Source organism: Stenotrophomonas sp. Sm6012 (assembly GCF_030985895.1).
Lineage (GTDB): Bacteria > Pseudomonadota > Gammaproteobacteria > Xanthomonadales > Xanthomonadaceae > Stenotrophomonas > Stenotrophomonas forensis.
Window position 1 is genome coordinate 24,123 of record NZ_JAPTFX010000030.1, and the last position, 14,081, is coordinate 38,203.

10 protein-coding genes are annotated in these 14,081 nt (G+C 67.1%); 5 read left to right on the plus strand and 5 right to left on the minus strand.

What is annotated here, in order from left to right; translation table 11 throughout:
- Positions 1–6: 6 nt before the first annotated feature.
- On the minus strand, positions 7–2,385 hold the full coding sequence (locus tag O0J73_RS07920; RefSeq protein ID WP_308308438.1) for a TonB-dependent receptor: 2,379 nt from the start codon (positions 2,383–2,385) through the stop codon (positions 7–9).
- A gap of 60 nt (positions 2,386–2,445) precedes the next feature.
- Here O0J73_RS07920 and O0J73_RS07925 point away from each other — a divergent pair, with 60 nt between their 5' ends.
- Complete coding sequence (locus O0J73_RS07925) at positions 2,446–4,068, plus strand: OmpA family protein (RefSeq protein WP_308308439.1); 1,623 nt, start codon at positions 2,446–2,448, stop codon at positions 4,066–4,068.
- A gap of 12 nt (positions 4,069–4,080) precedes the next feature.
- On the opposite strand, the gene O0J73_RS07930 is transcribed toward O0J73_RS07925, so the two are convergent.
- Positions 4,081–5,007, minus strand: coding sequence for a c-type cytochrome (locus O0J73_RS07930; protein WP_006432233.1), 927 nt, complete (start codon positions 5,005–5,007; stop codon positions 4,081–4,083).
- Positions 5,004–6,350, minus strand: coding sequence for a cytochrome c (locus tag O0J73_RS07935; RefSeq protein WP_308308440.1), 1,347 nt, complete (start codon positions 6,348–6,350; stop codon positions 5,004–5,006). The genes O0J73_RS07930 and O0J73_RS07935 overlap by 4 nt, the downstream gene beginning before the upstream one ends.
- 185 nt (positions 6,351–6,535) lie before the next feature.
- Here O0J73_RS07935 and O0J73_RS07940 point away from each other — a divergent pair, with 185 nt between their 5' ends.
- Entirely contained in the window at positions 6,536–7,690 is a 1,155-nt protein-coding gene (locus O0J73_RS07940; protein ID WP_197563956.1) for an alpha/beta fold hydrolase, read from the plus strand.
- Between the two features lie 83 nt (positions 7,691–7,773).
- Here the strand turns inward: O0J73_RS07940 and O0J73_RS07945 are convergent, their stop codons facing one another.
- Entirely contained in the window at positions 7,774–8,913 is a 1,140-nt protein-coding gene (locus tag O0J73_RS07945; protein WP_006432236.1) for an MFS transporter, read from the minus strand.
- 185 nt (positions 8,914–9,098) lie between these two features.
- Here O0J73_RS07945 and O0J73_RS07950 point away from each other — a divergent pair, with 185 nt between their 5' ends.
- Positions 9,099–9,794, plus strand: coding sequence for an alpha/beta hydrolase (locus O0J73_RS07950; protein WP_006432237.1), 696 nt, complete (start codon positions 9,099–9,101; stop codon positions 9,792–9,794).
- A 145-nt stretch (positions 9,795–9,939) separates the two neighbouring features.
- On the plus strand, positions 9,940–12,144 hold the full coding sequence (locus O0J73_RS07955; RefSeq protein ID WP_308308442.1) for a TonB-dependent siderophore receptor: 2,205 nt from the start codon (positions 9,940–9,942) through the stop codon (positions 12,142–12,144).
- Between the two features lie 56 nt (positions 12,145–12,200).
- Here the strand turns inward: O0J73_RS07955 and O0J73_RS07960 are convergent, their stop codons facing one another.
- A complete protein-coding gene (locus O0J73_RS07960; protein WP_049457850.1) occupies positions 12,201–12,902 on the minus strand; it encodes a pirin family protein in 702 nt (233 codons plus the stop codon).
- 140 nt (positions 12,903–13,042) lie between these two features.
- On the opposite strand from O0J73_RS07960, the gene O0J73_RS07965 reads away from it, so the two are divergent.
- Positions 13,043–13,963 carry a LysR family transcriptional regulator gene (locus tag O0J73_RS07965; protein WP_308308443.1) on the plus strand — a complete coding sequence of 307 codons (921 nt, stop codon included), beginning with the start codon at positions 13,043–13,045 and terminating at the stop codon, positions 13,961–13,963.
- Positions 13,964–14,081 lie beyond the last annotated feature (118 nt).

Consider the following 14,081-nt stretch of genomic DNA (forward strand, 5'->3'; position numbering starts at 1 on the left):
GCTCACTCACAGGTCCACACGGAAGGAGATGCCGACGGTGCGCGGGGCGCCGATGAAGGCGTTGTCGCGACCGTCCACCCCTGCAAGATACCGCTTGTCGGCCAGATTGCTCACCACCAGGTTGGCACCCATGCCCTTCAGGCGCGGGGACAGGCCCTGCAGGTCGAAGCCGATGTTGGCGTTGAACACGGTGGCCGACGGCAGCTTGTTGACGTTGGCGGCGTCCAGGTAGCGGGTGCCCAGGTAGCGCCCGGACAGGCCGAAGTTCCAGTTCGCCCCCTGCCAGTCGGCCGACAACACCAGGGTGTTCTCCGGCTGGCCGATCACCTTGGCGCCGTCGACGATACCCAGCTGGGTATCGCGTGCGCCGTTGCCGCTGCCCAGGTACTTGGAGCGGTTGTAGGTGTAGGCCGCATTGATCCGCCAGCCGTTGTCCCAGCCGTAGCCGAAGGCGGCTTCCAGGCCGTTGCTTTCCACGCCGCCGAAATTCTCGTAGACGCCGTCGGTCTCGCCCAGGTAGTCGATGCCGCTGACGAAGCCGGCCGGCAGGTAGACGATGCGGTTGTCGAACTTGATGTTGTACAGGGTGACCGAGGCGGTCAGTGGCCAGCGGCTGATGCGCATGCCCACTTCGATGTTGTCGGCGGTTTCCGGCTCGACGTTGCGGAAGCGCTGCGGATCGGTCTCGCCCAGCACGCCAGAGGGAATGGCGGCGAAGTTCTGCGAGAAGCCGGCGAACAGCTCCATGCCTTCCACGCCCGGCGCCCAGGTGAAGCCGGTCGACAGCAGCGGGTCGGACTTGGAGTCGGAGGTCACATGCTCGGCGGCACCGATCACGCGACGGCGTGACTGGTCGACGAAGAACTGCTTTACGCCCAGGCGCGCACTGAACGGGCCGAAGCGCGCGACGTCCTCGACGTAGTACATCTGCTCGTCAACCGAGTACTTGTCCTCGAACTGTACCCAGTACGGCTGGTGGTCGAAGGCGATGCTCTGGCCGACATTGAGCAGGCGATGCCAGTCGCGGCGCGCCGAGCGGTCCAGCTTCTCCACCCACAGGCCACCACGGATCGTGTTGTCGACCGCGCCGAAGCTCTGCCGCCATTCAACGTCGGCGGTCATGCCCATGCGATCGTTGTCGTAGTGGGTGTGGCGGTAGGACTGTGCGCCCAGTACATTGCCGGCGTAGCAGTTCGGGTCGTACTCGGCGGTGAAGCCCAGTCGCGGGGTGCAGCTGGCCAGGCGCTGGGCGGCGCTGCCATCGGGATTGACGAAGAAGATCTGGCCGCGATTGCTGCCGCCGTAGACCGTCTTGCCGCCGATGTATTCCGACTCCGGGCGACCGGCGCCATCATCGCTGACCTGCGCCAGGTACGGCGGCAGCCAGTCGCCGCGCCCTTCCATGCGGTGCCCGTAGGCCGCCACCGAGGCCTTGAAGCCGTTGCCGCCATCGAAGGCGGCGCGCAGGTAGCCAAAGGTGTTTTCGCGCAGCGCACGCGAACCGGAGCGGTAGTTCTGGTCCAGGTACGGAATGCCGGTGAGCGTGCCCACCAGATTGTCACGGTCCGGGTTGGTGGCGAAGCCGGCGGGCGAGACACTGGTGTACTCAGGCTCGTCGGCATCGTTGTAGGACAGGTAGCCGGTCAGCGTCCAGCGGTCCAGCTCGGTGATGAACTTGCCGGCGATATGGTCGTTGCTGGCGTGGCCGGTGCCATCGATCCAATCGTGCACCTTTGACGAGGAAGCGCTGACCCAGGCGCGGGTGTGGCCGCCGAGCAGGCCGGTGTCATAGCGCACGTAGTACTTGCGTGCGTCGTTGTCACCGGCGCCGATCACGAAGCGCAGGCGGCTGTCCTGCAGCGGGTCGCTGGTGAGGAAGTTCAGCGTACCGCCCAGCGCCTCGTTCGAGCGCGAGGAGATGTCGGCGGTGCCCTGGCTGACTTCCACCGTTTCCAGATCGAGGGTGTCGATGTAGCGGTTGGCCAGCGAACCGCCACCGTAGCCCGAGCCACCATTGGGCAGGCCGTCGATGGTGGTGCCGATCTGCTGGGTGTCGCGGTTGGTGACGAAGCCACGCATGCTGATCTGCGTACCCCACACCGACGAGCCGGTGGCGTCGGCCTCGCTGACCACCACGCCCGGCACTTCATTGAGCGCGTCGTTGACACTGCTCATCACCGTCTGCCGGTTCAGCGTCTCCGCGCGTACCGAGGTCTTGGCGTAGCTGGTGGCCTGGCCGATCACCTGCACCTGGTCCAGCGTACGGGCGTCGTTGCTGCGCGCTTCGGCCGTCTCGCCCTGCGGTGCTTCGGCCAGGGCGTCCAGTGCGGGGGCGATCAGCAGGGCAAGCAGCGAAATACGGGGAAAGCGCGCAATCGTTCGCATCGAAACCGGACCTGCAAGGGAGGGAAGCCCCGGAGTGTCGGCAGCGCCAATGACATCGGCATGACGTGGCCACGCAACTACGATGGCACTGTGGGGCCGGTCACGGCCTTCGGGTATGCTCGGCGCTTCAATGGAGCTGAGGTGCTGGCGATGCGGAAGCGGTCGAAGATCTGGCTGGGAGGCGCAGCACTGGTGCTGCTGGCAGGTTGCAACCGGGCGCCTTCAGGCGAACAGGCGGGCGCACAGCCTCCGCCGCCCACCGCCGGTGAGAACGCCGCACCCGAGGCAGCGCCGCCGGCGTCCTCCACTGCGGCCGATGGCGCCGCACTCACCGACCGCGATGGCAAGCCGGTGCCGCTGGTGCCGTTCGACACCGGCAGCGTGCAGCTGAGCACTGCCGCGCTGGGCGAACTGCCGTTCTTCAGCCTGCCGCAAGGCTATGCGCCGCAGAACGCACCGCACCCGCGCGCGTGGGCACGATTTCCGTTCCGCATGGGCGAGGGCGTGCATTGGGTGGAAGGCCTAAGCTGGTCGGCCCGCATCGTGGCCGACAGTGAAGCGGTACCCGACAAGACGTTCTCTGCACTGGAAGTGCAGCGCAACTTCGACGGTGTGATCACGGCCGCCGGTGGCCGCAAGGTGTTTGAAGGCACACTGCTGCGCGATATCTACTATGGCCCGCAGCTGGAAGGCGAGATCGGCGGTGGCTTCATCGACGCGGTGAACGGCGAACAGGACGCGCCCACCACGGTCTACGTGCTGCGCCAGGCCAACCGCACCGTCTGGCTGCAGCTGGCGGTGGACAGCAACGGCGCAGGCCTGGTGGTGGTGGATGAAGTGCCGTTCAAGGCCTCTGCGCAGTGGTCGGACAGTTTCCCGCACCTGTCCCTGCCGGCCGGCTATGGCGACCGCAACAAGGCCCAGCAACGTGATTTCGATGCGTTCCCGTTCTGGACCGGCGATCACTTCGAGCAGGTCGAGGGTCGTACCTTCGCCGTCGATTTCGACAAGGGTGAGCGCGAGTACTCGATGCACGAAGTGCGCCGCAACCTGGAAGCGATGATGGCCCAGGTCAACGGCACCAAGGTGTTCGAGGGGCGCATCCCGCGCGAGGCGGCCGAGGGGGTGCCGAAGCCGGTGCAGTCGGCCTACAGCAATGCAGCCAGCTACAACTGGAACAACTACGACAGCGTGGTCTACCGCGTCGATCTGGCCGATGGCCGCCAGGTGTGGGTGCACGCGCGGCTGGAATACCTCAGTGCCGGCTGGGTGGTGGCCGAGCGCAAGGGCTTCACCCAGACCGCGGCGCTGCTGCCGGCCGATGCGTTGAAGAAGAAGCTGGACAGCGACGGCCGGGTGGCGATCCAGGTCAACTTCGCCACCGACAAGGCGCAGATCCTGCCGGCCTCCGAACCGCAGCTGGCGCAGGTGCTGCAGCTACTGCAGGGTGATCCTGCGTTGAAGCTGTCGATTGAAGGCCACACCGACAACAGTGGCGCCGTGTCGCATAACCGCAGCCTGTCGGAGGATCGCGCACGGTCGGTGGTGGCCGCGCTGACCACCAGGGGCATCGCCGCCGATCGCCTGCAGGCGGCCGGCTTCGGTGCGGACAAGCCGGTGGCCGACAATGGCAGCGAGGACGGCAAGGCACGCAATCGCCGCGTGGAGCTGGTCAAGCGCTGAGCGGGCGCCTGCTCAGTACCGCGCGTCCTTGGGTTTCGGGTCGCGCGGCCAGTCCTTGCTCTTGTTCGCGAAGTCCGGCCGCGGCTGGTTGATGAAGTAGCTGGCGATGTCCACCGCGTCCTGGTCGGGCATCACCTGCTGCCCCAGCGGCGGCTCGCGGGTTACCGCCGGTGGCATGTTGTGCTTGACGAAGCCGGCGGCCTTGTACAGCCGCGCCATGCCAGCGCCGATGTTGAAGCTGTGCTCACCCCACAGTGGCGGGAAGGCGATGTCACCGCTGGCATCACGCCGGCCTTCGCCATTGTCGCCATGGCAGGCCGCACACTGGGCGGCGTACAGCGCCTGGCCGCGGATCGGGTCCGGGGTCAGCGTGCTGTCGATCGGCCCTTCACTGGGCGCAGCCACGCGGGCGCCCTCGGGTACCGGACTGCTCAGCCATGCCATGTAGTCGAGCATCGCGCGCATCTGCGGCGCGTCCTTCGGTAGCGGCTTGCCGTTCATCGAACGCTGCAGGCAGCCGTTGATGCGCTCGGTCAGCCCGATCACCTTGCCCGGGCGCGGCATGTAGCGCGGATAGGCACCGCCACCGGTATTGAAGTAGTGGTTGCCGAAGGGCCGCTTGCCCTCGGCCATGTGGCACGAGTTGCAGTTCAGATCGTTGCCGACATTGTCCGGCAACAGCCGTGCGGTCTCGTTGAGAAGGCGGCGTCCGAGCATCACCGACTCGGCGTTGCCGAGCGCGGCGATCTCTTCGGCGCTGGGTGGCTGGTAGTGCCCGACCACCTTGCCCTGCATATCGAGCATGTCGAACGTGTTGGCCGTGGCGGCATCCAGGTCCGGGTACAGATGGCGATAGGCGAGGGTGCCGGCACCGGCCAGCACCAGGGCGGCGATCGCACTGCCGAACAGCAGGCGGGAATGCTTGCGCGAGCGCTTCATCGTGCGGCCTCCTGCGGAACGTAGTGCACCGGCTTGTCCCGCACCACCCGCCGCATGCGCGCCACGTCGACCTCGCTGACCGCGCTGGCCTGGTTGCCCCAGCTGCTGCGGATGAAGGTCAGGATCTGTGCCAGCTGTGCGTTCGGCAGCTGCTCGAAGCCCGGCATGGTGAACGCCATGCGGTCATGCGGGGTATGTGGCGTGCGCCCACCAATCAAGGTCACCTGCACCAGCGAGCTGGGATCATCGGCGAATACGATCGAGTTGCCGGCCAGCGCCGGGTATACGCGTGGCATGCCGCGGCCATCGGCGCGGTGGCAGGCCTGGCAGTGCTCGGCATAGGCCAGCGAGCCGGCCACGCGGTAGTCGCCATTGCGCAGCGCTGCGGTGGTGGCGTCGGTACCGGCCGCCCACTGCGCGCTGCGGCCCTCGCGCGCCGGCAGCTGCTTCAGATAGCGCGCCATCGCCAGCAGGTCGGCGTCGGACAGGTACTGCGTGCTGTGTTCGACCACGTCGGCCATGCCACCGAAGGCCGCCGAGCGATCAGTGCGGCCGGTGCGCAGGAAGTCGACGATCTCACCTTCGCTCCAGCTGGCCAGGCCGGTCGACTCGTTGCGCAGGTTCTTCGCGTACCAGCCTTCCAGCACCGAGCCGGACAGGAACTGGCGGCTGCCATCGTCGGCCATCGCCTTTTCCTGGAACGCCAGGCCGCGTGGGGTGTGACAGGCACCGCAATGGGCCAGGCCTTCCACCAGTTCGGCACCGCGCTGCTGCCCGGCATCCAGCGACGGGTCCGGGTTGAAACTGCGCGGTCGTGCGAACAGCAGCTGCCACCACGCCAGCGGCCAACGCATGTTGGCCGGCCATGGAATCGTGCTGTCGGCGTTGTCCTGCCTCACCGGCTGCACCGAGCCCATGAAATAGGCGTACAGCGCCTTGATCTCGGCGTCGCTGGCGATCACGTACGAGGCATACGGCATCGCCGGATACAGCGGCTGGCCATCGTGGCGGATGCCGCGGCGTACGGCGCGTTCGAAGTCGGCGTAGTCGTAGGCGCCGATGCCAGTGTCCGGGTCGGGCGTGATGTTGGTCGAGTAGATCGTGCCCATCGGCGTCTGCATGCCGAGGCCACCGGCGAACGGCTTGCCGCCCGGCGCGGTATGGCAGGCCGCGCAGTCGGCGGCGCGCGACAGGTATTGCCCCTGCGTGATGAGGGCTGGATCGTGGATGTCGACCTGCGCCGTCTGTCGCGGCGCGAACCAGTAGGGCGTGGTGCGGGCGATACCGTAGGCGGCGGCCAGCGTGGCGGCCAGGGCAATGGCGAGCTTGAGCGAGGTGCGCATGGCGGCACTGTGGGCAATCCGGCAGTCGCGTTCATTGATCCGGATCAATGACCGGACGGAGACACCCTGTACACCAAGCTGAATCGTTCCTGCGTTGTCATCAAGCCGTCATCCGCGCGCGATAGATGGCCGCGCGACTGAGGCGTTAACGTCCCACCCTGTCTGATTTGCCCCTATCACGTGATATGAAGCGCCTGCTGCTGCTGTTGCTGGCGTGCGCCGGCCTGTGGCTGGCTGCATGCTCTTCTTCGATGAATGCCGCGTCCACCTCGCTCGCCGACAGGCTGATTGCGCCAGGTGGCGTGTCGACCCTGCTTGATCGCCCGCGCATCGCCGCGGCCATCGCCGAACTGCCCAACCGCCATGGCTTCGCACCGGGCCGCGATGGCGTGCCGATCTTCTGGCGCGTGTTCGATCCGGGTGACTACGGTGCGCGCTACCACTACCTGCCGCAGCGCCACGAGAACGGCCTGCCGCTGGATACCGGACTGAGCCTGGCCGTGCCGCGGCCGTTCCGCGCGCAGGCGCCACGCGGCACCGTGGTACTGCTGCACGGCTGGATGATGAACGGTGATTCGATGCTGCCGTGGTCGCTGCAGCTGGCCGAATCGGGCTACCGGGTGGTGACCCTCGATCTGCGCAATCACGGCCAGTCCGGCGCAGGCCCGTCCGGCTATGGCACGTATGAATCCGACGACGTCGTCGATGTGATCGGCGAACTGCGCACGCGCGGCGAGATCACTGGACCGCTGTACCTGTTTGGAGTCTCCTACGGCGCCGCCACCGCGGTGTTCACCGCCGACAAGCTGGGTGACCAGGTGGCCGGGGTGGTGGCGATGGAGTCGTTCGCCAATGCCGGCGTGGCGATCCGCAGCATGATCCCGCACCTGATGGGGTTGCAGCCGGAAGGCCTGAAGGCGAAGGCGGTGGCGTCCTACGCGCGCTGGCGCTACGGCGGCCAGGACATCAACCAGGTGATCGCTGCAGCCAGCCGCCGCATCGATGTCGATCTGGATCGCGTGGACGTGGCGCGCGCGCTGGCCGATACCCGTGCCTGCGTGCTGCTGCTGCACGGGCAGGGCGACCAGCATATTCCGGTCAGCCAGGGCCGCGAGCTGGCCCTGGCCAATCCGCGCGCGCACTACATCGAGATGCGTGGCGAGGACCACATCACCCTGCCGCTGCGGCTGGATCTGCTGGCCGGCGTGGTCGATGACTGGATGGCCCGCGACGAGCACCAGCCGAAGAGCGCGTGCCCGGCCCCGCAGCTGCCGGCGCAGGCCGAGTGGCTGGTGCACGACGACGCTGATACTTCGCCGAAGTCTCCAACGCGCGGTTGAACAAAAAAGGGACGGAGGGGATTAAGTCGTTTGCAGCCCACCCGAGGCAGATACGGCTTAATCCCCTCCGTCCCCTTTTTCTGTCAGGGCAGGCGGCGTGCCAGTGAGCGTGCGGACGCGGCCACGCCGAGCAGCAATGCGGCCACGCACAGGAAGGCGAAGCCGAGGCTGGTCATATGCGCGAGCGCTCCGATCGCGGCCGGGCCGGCGAGGATGCCGGCGTAGCCCAGCGTGGTCACCGCGGTGATGGCGATGCTCTCCGGCATCACCCGTTGCTGGCCGGCCATCGAGAACAGCGCCGGCACGATGTTGGCGCAGCCCAGCCCGACCAGTACGTAGCCGGCCAGCGCCACCGGGAACGACGGGACCAGCGTGGCCAGGCCGAAACCGGCGGCCGCAGTGATGCCACCGATGACGATCGTGCGGGTTCGCCCGAGGCGCTCGACAATGCCATCACCAAACAGCCGCATCGCGGTCATCGCCAGGGTGAACACCGCGAAGCCCGCGCCGGCCTGGTCGCGCGGCACCTGCCGCACGTCGGCCAGGAACACCGCGCTCCAGTCCAGCATCGAGCCCTCGGCAAGGAACACCACGAACGCGAGCACGCCGATGAACAGCACCACGCCATGCGGCAACGCCAGCAGGGGGCCTTCGTGCAGGATGCGCTGCGGTCGCCAGTGCGGCGCCGACAGGACTGCAACCAGCAGCAGCGCGGCAACCGACACCAGCGCGGCCAGCCACAGCGGCGTCCCCAGGATCAGCAGGCCGGTCATGCAGCCGGCACCGACGAAGCCGCCAATGCTGTAGAAGGCGTGGAAGCCGGACATCATCGCGCGCCCGGCATCGCGCTCGACGGCCACCGCCTGCATGTTCATCGCACAGTCCAGTGCCCCTACGCCGGCGCCGAACACGAACAGCGCCGCGCCCAGTGCCATGGGTGAAGGGGCCAGTACCAGCAGGGGCAGCGCGCACAACATCATCGCGCAGGTGATGACCATCACCCGACGGCAGCCCAGCCGCCCGGTCAGTGCGCCCGCCAATGGCATCGCCAGCAGCGAGCCCAGGCCCAGGCACAGCAGCACCGCGCCAAGGCTGGCATCGGACAACCCGGCCTTGGCCTTGGCGTAGGGCACCATCGGCGCCCACGCGGCGGTGGCGAATCCGGGAATGAAGAAGGCGGCACGGGTCGCGTGCTGCTGGGCAAGCGGGGATGAAGGCGTCATGCGCGATATGAAGCTCCAGAGGAACGCTCATGGAAACGTTTTCAGGCGGGATCGGCAAGTGCCATGCATGACATTGGACGACGCATACGATTGCAGTGACCCGATTGCGTCACCAGTGGTTAACGCCGCCCACGGACAGTGGCTGCACGGTCGGCATTCCGCCGGCCGCTGCCGGAGATCCGTACATGAGCACCACACCGACCATCCTCCTCGTCCATGGATTCTGGGGCGGGGCCGCACACTGGGCCAAGGTGATCCTGGAACTGCATCGCAACGGCCATGACCGCGTGCAGGCGGTGGAACTGCCACTGACCTCGCTGGCTGACGATGCGGGTCGTACCCAGAAGATGATCCGGCAGATCGACGGGCCGGTGCTGCTGGTCGGCCATTCCTATGGTGGCGCAGTGATCAGCCAGGCCGGCAACGAGGCCAACGTGAAGGGGTTGGTCTACATTGCCGCCTTCGCCCCGGATGCCGGCGAGAGCCCGGGCGGCATCACCCAGCAGCACCTGCCGGAGGCGGCGCCGAACCTCGCACCGGACAGCGATGGCTACCTGTGGCTGCGCGCGGACAAGTTCCATGAGAGTTTCTGCCAGGACCTGAGCGCCGACGAGGGCCGGGTGATGGCAGTGACCCAGAAGGCGCCGCTGGCCAGCACCTTCGGCGATGCGGTCAGTGACCCGGCGTGGAAGCACCGGCCCAGCTGGTACCAGTTGTCCCGCCATGACCGCATGATCGCGCCGGAGAACCAGAAGGCCATGGCTGGCAGGATGCAGCCCAAGCGACTGCTGGAGCTGGATGCCAGCCATGCCTCGCTGGCCTCGCAGCCGAAGGAAGTAACCGCGCTGATCCTGGAGGCCTGCGCCGCCATCGGCGGCTGATCCCGCGCCATCGCGACGCACGACAGCACATCGCACGACAGCCGGGGCGCAGGGGAGTACACTCCTGCGCCTGCGGCCACCCGGCCGAATCCCCATCCCCTCCAGCCGTCGCCAGAGGATCCCACCCGATCGTGGAGGTCCCGTCGTGCTGTCCGTACCCGTTGCCCGTATCCCGTCTTCGCTGTTGCGCCGCCGCCCGCTGCCGCAGGCGCTCGCACAGAGCCTGCTGATCGCTGCACTGGCCGGCAGCGGCAGCGCCGTCGCACAGTCCGCCGATGACGGCGACAAGGCCACGCAGTCGCCCGCCTCGCAGACCCTGCAGACCGTGCAGGTCACCGCCAACCAGCTCGGTACCATCACCGAAGGCAGCGGCGCCTACACACCGGGCACCATCGCCACCGCCACCCGGCTGGTGCTGACCCCGCGGCAGACCCCGCAGACCATCAGCGTGATCACCCGTGCAGAGATGGATGACTTTGGCCTGCACGGCATCGACGACGTGATGCGGGTGACCCCGGGCATCAGCATCGTCACCTACGACAGCGAGCGCACCGAGTACTACGCACGTGGTTTCGCGGTGCAGAACTTCCAGTACGACGGCATCCCGATGTCGCGTGACTCGGCCTATTCGGCCGGCAACACGCTCAGCGACACCGCCATCTACGACCGCATCGAAGTGCTCAAGGGTGCTACCGGCCTGTTGACCGGTATGGGCGATCCCGGCGCGACCATCAACCTGGTGCGCAAGAAGCCGGGCAGGGACTTCGCCGGCAGCGCGACGCTGGGCCTCGGTCGCTGGGATGACTACCGCGCCGAGATCGATGTGGGTGGCCCATTGACCGCCGATGGGCGCGTGCGCGGTCGGGCAGTGGGCGCCTGGCAGGACAAGCATTCCAACCTTGACCACTACCAGCGCACCAGCAAGGTCGGTTATGCAGTACTGGAAGCCGATCTGGGCGAGCGCACGCTGTTGACCGTGGGTGGCGATGCGATGGACAGCGACCCGAAGGGTTCGACCTGGGGCGGTATTCCGCTGCTGGACAGTGCCGGCAACTTCAATGACATGCCGCGCTCGTTCAACAACGGCACCCGCTGGAGTGGCTGGCGCCAGTACGTGCGTACCGGGTTTGCCACGCTGGAGCACAGCTTCGACAACGACTGGGTGGCCAAGCTGCAGCTCAACCACCAGGTCAACGGCTATGACGCCGCGCTGGCCGGTGCGGCCGGTGGCAATCCCGATCCGGTCACCGGCGAAGGCGTGTCGTTGTGGCTGGGCAAGTACGTTGGCAGGACGGTCAGCAATGCCGCCGATTTCTACCTGAGTGGTCATTTCGGCCTGTTCGGCCGCGAGCACGAGCTGGTGGTGGGCGGCAGTGCCTCACGCAAGCGCTGGACCAATACCGGTTACTCGCCGCAGCCCGGCTATCCGACCGAGGTGCCGGACTACCGCGCATGGCAGGGCGACATTCCCGAGCCGCAATGGCAGCGCAGCTACGGCAATAATGAAGTGACGCGTGAGAACGGGCTGTACGTGGTCGGCCGTTTCGACGTGGCCGATCCGTTGAAGGTGATCGTTGGCAGCCGCCTGGCCAGCTACCGCTCGCCGCAGACCCGCGAGACCGGCGTATTCGTGCCGTATGCCGGCGTGGTCTACGACCTCGGCGAGCACTATTCGGTGTACGCCAGCTACAGCACCATCTTCAAGCCACAGGGCGAGCGTGACGAGCAGGGCAAGGCGCTGGATCCGCTGGAAGGCCGCAGCTACGAGATGGGCCTGAAGGCCGAGTTCCTCGATGGCCGCTTCAACGCCAGTGCAGCGCTGTTCCAGCTTGACCAGGACAACTTCGCCCAGCCCACCGGCGGAAAGACGCCGGATGGGCAGGATGCCTATCGCGCCTTGATGGGCGTGCGGACCAAGGGCTACGAGCTGGAAATGTCGGGCCAGCTGGCCGAGGGTTGGCAGGTGCAGGGTGGGTTCTCGCACAAGATCGCGCGCCAGGCCGGTGGCAAGGTGACCACGCTGGAGCCGGAAAACCAGTTCAGCCTGCACAGCAGCTATCGCCTGCGTGGCGACTGGAAGGGGCTGACGCTGGGTGGTGGCGCGCGCTGGCAGGATTCCACCTTCGGCGAGATCACCAACCCGGCCACGCAGGCCAAGGTGGTGCATCGCACCCAGCCATACTGGTTGCTGGACGCGATGGCGCGCTATGAATTCAACGATCGCCTGTCGGCCACGCTCAACGTCAACAACCTGCTCGACAAGCGCTACTACACCATCTTCAGCTGGTACAGCACGTACACCTGGGGTGAGCCGCGCAATGTACGTCTGGCGATGACGTACAGGTTCTGACGCCAGTCGCCCCACGAAAACGCCCGCGATGCGTCATGGCATCGCGGGCGCCATGGTTACAGCGGCAGGTCGAACACCAGCACTTCGGCGTCGTTGCCGTTTTCCAGGGTCAGCTGCGCTTCGTCGCTGACCTGCAGCGCATCACCGGCTTCAAGGGTGATGCCGTTCACCTGCAACTGGCCACGGGCCACCTGCACGTAGGCGCCGCGGCCGTTGCCGAGCGCATGGTGCAGCTTCTGGCCGCCATCGAGGATGGTGGCGAAGATGCGGGCATCCTGGTGGATGCGCAGCGAACCGTCGGCGCCGTCCGGCGAGGCGATCAGGCGCAGCTGGCCGCGCTTGCTGTCCGGCGTGAAGTGGGTCTCCTCGTAGGACGGGGTGATGTTCTCCGCATCCGGGAAGATCCAGATCTGCAGGAAGTGCACGGTCTCGTCGGCCGAGTGGTTGAACTCGCTGTGGCTGACACCGCTGCCGGCGCTCATGCGCTGCACGTCGCCGTAGCGCAGCACCGAACCGGTGCCCATCGAGTCCTTGTGCTCCAGCGCGCCGCCCAGCACATAGGACACGATCTCCATGTTGCTGTGGCTGTGGGTGCCGAAGCCCTGGCCGCCGATCACCTTGTCTTCGTTGATCACCCGCAGCGGGCCGAAGCTGACGTAGCGGGGATCGTAGTAGTTGGCGAAGGAGAAGGTATGGCGCGAGGACAGCCAGCCATGCTCGGCCAGGCCACGGGTAGCGCTCTTGCGGATCTGCAGCATGATGGAATCTCCTTGTTCGATGGTTTCGATGGGGCGGGGTGGGGCGGTAGCCGCCGTGTTTCCCCGTTGGAGAGAAGTATCCGCTTGCACCCATGGTTTGAAAAACGGATAGTTTTGACAGCCATCATCGAAAAATTCGAATGCTCAAGCTCAGCCTCGATGCCCTGCAGATCCTCGATGCCATTGACCGCCGCGGCTCGTTCGCCGGCGCCGGCAAGGCCCTGCACAAGGTGCCCTCGACCATCTCCTACACCGTGGCCAAGCTGGAGGAGGATCTGGGCGTTCAGTTGTTCGACCGGGTCGGGCCGCGTGCCGAGCCGACCGAGGCCGGCCGCGCGTTGCTGGACGAGGGCCGGCACCTGCTGCGCGCGGCCCGCGAACTGGAACTGCGGGTGCGCCGGGTGGCATCGGGCTGGGAGACCGAGCTGACCCTTGCGGTGGATTCGGTTTTCCCGACCTGGCTGCTGGGCCCTGACATCGCTGCATTCCGTGAGGTCGAGGCGCCGACCCGGCTGCGGCTGATCGGCGAAGCCCTGTCCGGCACCTGGGAGGCCCTGCTCGACAGACGTGCCGACCTGCTGGTGGGCGCACCGGGCGAGGGCCCCAGTGGCGGTGGTTATGTGGTCGAGCCGCTGGGCACGGTGGCGTTCGTGTTCGCGGTCGCGCCGGATCATCCGTTGGCCAACGTGCCGGGCGTGCTCGGTCGCGAGCAGCTGGTCGAGCACTGTGCGATCGCCGTTTCCGATTCGGCGCGCCGGCTGCTGCCGCGCACGGTGGGCCTGTTGATGGGGCAGGAGATGCTGACGGTGCCGGACATGGCCAGCAAGCTGAAGCTGCAGTGCGAGGGCGTTGGCTTCGGCTTCCTGCCTGAGCCGTGCGCGCGCGCGGCGGTGGCCCGCGGCCAACTGGTGATCCGCGAGGTGGAGGAGCACAAGCCGGAAGAGACCTTCTGGCTGGCCTGGCGCACGGGTGAGGATGGCGCGGCACTGCGCTGGTGGCGAGAGCGCCTGCGCAGGCCGGAGCTGCTGTCGCAGTGGTGGCAGGCCATGGCCGGGGGGTAGGGGTTTGGCAGGGCTGCGCCCTGCACCCGCTACGGGCTGGAGCAACAGCAACAGCAGAAGCTGGTTTTCTGTGGGGAGGCGGGGTGGGTCCGGTTGCGGGGGCCGCTGCAAGTACGTC

Bases quoted from the DNA above. Each gene is read 5' to 3' on its own strand.
- O0J73_RS07920 (WP_308308438.1), bottom strand. From the start codon at position 2,385: ATGCGAACGATTGCGCGCTTTCCCCGTATTTCGCTGCTTGCCCTGCTG.
- O0J73_RS07925 (WP_308308439.1), top strand. From the start codon at position 2,446: ATGACGTGGCCACGCAACTACGATGGCACTGTGGGGCCGGTCACGGCC.
- O0J73_RS07930 (WP_006432233.1), bottom strand. From the start codon at position 5,007: ATGAAGCGCTCGCGCAAGCATTCCCGCCTGCTGTTCGGCAGTGCGATC.
- O0J73_RS07935 (WP_308308440.1), bottom strand. From the start codon at position 6,350: ATGCGCACCTCGCTCAAGCTCGCCATTGCCCTGGCCGCCACGCTGGCC.
- O0J73_RS07940 (WP_197563956.1), top strand. From the start codon at position 6,536: ATGAAGCGCCTGCTGCTGCTGTTGCTGGCGTGCGCCGGCCTGTGGCTG.
- O0J73_RS07945 (WP_006432236.1), bottom strand. From the start codon at position 8,913: ATGACGCCTTCATCCCCGCTTGCCCAGCAGCACGCGACCCGTGCCGCC.
- O0J73_RS07950 (WP_006432237.1), top strand. From the start codon at position 9,099: ATGAGCACCACACCGACCATCCTCCTCGTCCATGGATTCTGGGGCGGG.
- O0J73_RS07960 (WP_049457850.1), bottom strand. From the start codon at position 12,902: ATGCTGCAGATCCGCAAGAGCGCTACCCGTGGCCTGGCCGAGCATGGC.
- O0J73_RS07965 (WP_308308443.1), top strand. From the start codon at position 13,043: ATGCTCAAGCTCAGCCTCGATGCCCTGCAGATCCTCGATGCCATTGAC.